The sequence below is a fragment of the candidate division KSB1 bacterium genome, assembly GCA_022566355.1.
Lineage (GTDB): Bacteria > Zhuqueibacterota > JdFR-76 > JdFR-76 > DREG01 > JADFJB01.
This window is the reverse complement of record JADFJB010000206.1, coordinates 1-4,139: the sequence shown is the minus strand read 5'-3', so window position 1 is coordinate 4,139 and position 4,139 is coordinate 1. Positions and strand designations below refer to the sequence as shown.

The window sequence follows — 4,139 nt, the reverse complement described above, 5'->3', positions numbered from 1 at the left end:
TCATGGGAACGCAGAAATTTTCAGCAGAGCGGCCGCGGCGAGCGTAAAATATACTTTATTAACCTGCCCAGTAGGGCAACCATTCGTATCTTTACGATTGCAGGCAAACTTGTTGACACCATTGAGCACGACAGCACTGTGGATGATGATTTTGGTGGGTTTGAAGGCGCTCATTCCTGGGATATGCGGACGAGAGAAGGATTGGATATCGCTTTCGGCGTCTATGTCTATCACGTAAAAGTGGATGGCGTCGGGCAAAAAATTGGGAAATTTGCGGTCATAAAATAATCCGTTGGAGGATTACAAATGTTCAAAAAGTCGTTGTTTATTGCGGTCTTAGGATTCTCTCTGCCTCAAAGCGGTCTCAATGCCCAGACGTCAAGAAGTATCACCCAGAAAAGTTTACGGTTGATCATTTCGCTTTTACAATCCCGCTGACGGATTTTGAAGGTGAGAAGAAACGACTTGAACAACTTGGATTGAACGTGTAAACGGCTGAGTTTACCTGGGTTCATTGGCGTTCTCTGTTCGTCAGGGATCCAGAGGACAATCTTGTTGAGTTAGTTTGCTATGATGATGGTGTGCGGGGGGAAGCGTGAAGGCAGGTGCAGCGATGTGCAATTACGGTGCGCCTAACCCCCGCTTCAGCCGACCGTGGGCGTGAGGTGCCGGTTTGCAGTCTCCATGCTACCTTGAAACAAAGTGCCGCCCACGGCAGTTGAGCTTAATCGTTAGGCACTGGCTATTAACAATGCCTTTGTAACAGTAATGTAAGTCAGGATTGGATGGATGTGATGATTCGTTACTTGCGTCTATTAGTACTCGTTGGCATGATCGGAAATTGTGCCGAATTCCAAACCGTATCAACTAAGATGCAACTTAGTGTCCACAATAAAAATCCACCAGCTTCATTTTGGGAAGTTAAATAGACGCACTTTTTCATAATTAAATTACTTATATTTGACGAACTCGTCATATTTCAAAGGCGTGTTCAAATCTTGAGTAGAAAAGCTGAGACATTTCTTTTTCGCAGAATCTTCTATGTATAATCATCAAAACAATATTTTTTTCAATCTTCATGGTTCGGATGGAATTGCAGGGCACTAGAACACTCGCGTCGCTATCAAAGCGCTTGATATACAAAGAGTTACTGAGCTCTACCTCAACAACAGCATCTTGCGAGTTTGAATAAATGAGCCTGCCTTCAGTTGGTACAGATAGACACCGCTCACCACCTGTTTGCCATTATGGTCGCTGCCATCCCACTGAACCAAATAATTACCGGCAGGTTGCCTAACGTTTACCAATGTTTTAAACTACCTGCCCTAACTGGTTATAAATTGTCAACTCAACCTCACTTACCGATGAAAGCTGATTTGCGTCGACGGGTTGAAGGGATTAGGGATTTTGGTTAAGTACAAATTGGACCGGAGGAAAGGTTAGCGGGTTTTCTACTGAAGTTGGTTGGACGCCCCTGCCTCGCAGTGCAACGATTAATGGGATCATTGCTCTCAACTATTATGTTACCCTGAAATGTACCCACAGACTGTGGTTAAAACGAAATTATAACATCCCTGCGGATGCCTGGTGGAATGGCAGCATCTTGCAAACCTGGCACGAATTCTGGAATCGAACTGGTTATGTTATTGACAAAGACTGTATCCACCGCAATATTTATATTTAGGTTGTCCTGAATAACTCTGCCATGGGATAGTTTGGGTCATACTTCGACCGGTAATTCGATTGTATCCGCGAGAAATTCACATTGAAGTAATCCATTGGATTCTCAGCATTATCCGTGGTGTCCGGGAAGTTCCGGCGAATATTCATATTTTTCGGCAGTCATAGCACGAATTGCAAAAATGAATAACGAGATAGTTCCCCAAGTAAGCCCTGAGACTACGCCCACATCCAGCAATCCACGCCAGGGTTGGTCCAGGCGGTGAATAATTTGAATAAAGACAATAATCATGACGGTTAAACCAAAAATGTGAAATACTCTCTTTCTGGTAGAGAAAAAATAACCGGCTGCGAAAAGAGGTGCGAAAAAAACATGGAGAAACTTAGGATGGTTTTTGAGGTATTTACAACGTGCGACTACCCTTGGCGCAAAGCCCTTGTGGAAACCTCGGTAACCTTCCGAATGGGCCATGAAAATAGTATTGAGAATAAGTACGAGCCAATGGTACCACAAAAGATTGTACGAAAAAGTATCTATTGCAATAGGTGTTAACCGAATAATGGCATACACGATGATTAACATTAATCCACTAAATCCCCATATTGCACCTACCAGTCCTAACAAAACAGATCCATCCTCATTTTAAAAGCTAATCCCTGGCAAATCTTCCCATTTGGGTTCCCCTTCAGGCTTGAAATTCCTGGTGCCAACGAAATTCCAACCGTGATGAAAATTAAGTTTATACTTACCCCCTCCGTAAAGAGCCAAAAGATAATCCATTGTGTGGTTAATTAATTTCATATTGTCTTTCACGTTATATTTAGCCAGTCCCTTAAATTGTATCGAGTTGTGCCAAGGCTCTTGAACCAAAACCGTAACCGTAGATTCACTGATCACTTTTATGAATAATTCCTGCATCTCATCATTTGACGGGCTGGAATGGCCACTTATTTCAAATTTTTTAGTGACATATTCTTTGTATATTTCCCAGAGCCATTCCATAATTTTCGGAATCCTAAATTCTTAGATGTTAAATTTTTGATTTAATTAGCTAATATATCAATTCAAAATTTTCTAAACTATTTTAATACCTAATTTTCTCTTGACATTTTATTTTTTTTTCTTTACACTTTCCAATCTTATTATTTCGATAGAAATTAATGAGTTTAGTTGTATATCTTGAAGATTATCTACACGCAGTGCACGGTTAGGCAATATTTTCTTTATTCTGTAACCCTTATTTATATCCAGTACAATAATTGAAATCAACAAATTCCATTAACTAAAGTATAGGAGAGCTAATCAATGAAAATCATTAAGTTATTTATATTGTCGATATTTGTTTCTTATTTGGCAATAACGTTGGGTTGTGGTGGTGGAGGCGATTCCACTTCTGAAGACAAAGCTCCAAGTGCAACAAAAACCGCATCTATGGGTCCCGCCGGAACTGCAACCGTTTCAGGAACCATAAATTTTACCGGTGAAGCGCCCAGGATGAGACCTATTAAACACGATGCGGAATGTGCAGCTTTTCACGAAGAGAGAGTCTATCCCCAGAACGTCGTTGTTAATGACAATAACACCCTCAAATACGTATTTGTTTATGTGAAAGAAGGTATCAGCGGATCATATGATCCGCCGACAGAGCAAGCGGTTATCGATCAAAAAGGCTGCAGTTATCACCCGCATGTTTTTGGCGTCCAAACCGGCCAAACCATAAAAATATTGAACAGCGACCCCCTTCTGCATAATATCCATGCATTACCAAAAATAAATAGGTCGTTTAATTTTGGCATGCCCAAGCAAGGTGATGTCAGGGAGCGCAGTTTCAAAAAAGCAGAAGTGATGGTAAAAATTAAATGTGACGTTCATCCCTGGATGAGCGCTTATTGTGGTGTAGTGGACCATCCCTATTTTAGTGTGTCTGGCGATGACGGCACATTTACCATAAAAAATCTACCAGCTGGTGAATATGTGATCGAAGCCTGGCAAGAAGAGTATGGAACATCAACCCAATCTATAACTGTCGGTGATGGTGAAAGCAAAACCGTCAATTTTGCTTTTGGCAAGGAATCTGCAAATTAATTTGACAGGAGAAATTGATACTGGTTCCTGATTGCTGGATTCTGAATTAAAAATTTCTTTTGTGCCATCCTATAAACAGGTTCCGGAATCTATTGATTTATCCAATAAAGCTACTATTGCCATACAAAACAGTTATGCCGAATTGCCTGACCCATTAAAAGTGGAGGAAGCAGAACGATGGCTAAAGATGCCAAAGATCAATCCGAACAAGCCGAACAAAATGGTGACGTTCGTGTAGAAAAACACGAAGAAACTCATGTTGTACATCATGAGGAAAGTTTCTGGCGCAAATACGTATTTTCCACCGATCACAAAATGATTGGAATCCAATACGGTATTACGGCTCTCCTCTTTCTTTTATTCGGATTCAGCT

Annotated in this window: 6 protein-coding genes; 3 read left to right on the top strand and 3 right to left on the bottom strand. The window is 41.1% G+C overall.

Annotated features, from left to right (window positions below; all coding sequences use genetic code 11):
- Positions 1-288, top strand: a 288-nt coding sequence (locus IIC38_20190; GenBank protein MCH8128241.1) for a hypothetical protein, incomplete at its 5' end; no start/stop codon positions are given.
- An 869-nt stretch (positions 289-1,157) separates the two neighbouring features.
- Here the strand turns inward: IIC38_20190 and IIC38_20185 are convergent.
- The 3 genes from IIC38_20185 to IIC38_20175 all read right to left on the bottom strand — a co-directional run bounded on the left by IIC38_20185 (position 1,158) and on the right by IIC38_20175 (position 2,683).
- Positions 1,158-1,307, bottom strand: a complete 150-nt coding sequence (locus IIC38_20185; GenBank protein MCH8128240.1) for a hypothetical protein — start codon at positions 1,305-1,307, stop codon at positions 1,158-1,160.
- Positions 1,308-1,792: 485 nt separating this feature from the next.
- Positions 1,793-2,305 (bottom strand): hypothetical protein, encoded by a 513-nt coding sequence (locus IIC38_20180; protein MCH8128239.1) that lies wholly within the window; start codon positions 2,303-2,305, stop codon positions 1,793-1,795.
- Between the two features lie 18 nt (positions 2,306-2,323).
- Positions 2,324-2,683: a hypothetical protein gene (locus tag IIC38_20175; protein ID MCH8128238.1), complete on the bottom strand. Its 360-nt coding sequence runs from the start codon at positions 2,681-2,683 to the stop codon at positions 2,324-2,326.
- A gap of 303 nt (positions 2,684-2,986) precedes the next feature.
- Here IIC38_20175 and IIC38_20170 point away from each other — a divergent pair, with 303 nt between their 5' ends.
- The gene (locus IIC38_20170; GenBank protein MCH8128237.1) at positions 2,987-3,766 is read left to right on the top strand and encodes a carboxypeptidase regulatory-like domain-containing protein; all 780 of its coding nucleotides are present in this window, start codon (positions 2,987-2,989) and stop codon (positions 3,764-3,766) included.
- Between the two features lie 177 nt (positions 3,767-3,943).
- A partial coding sequence (locus tag IIC38_20165; GenBank protein ID MCH8128236.1) for a hypothetical protein occupies positions 3,944-4,139 on the top strand: 196 nt, incomplete at its 3' end.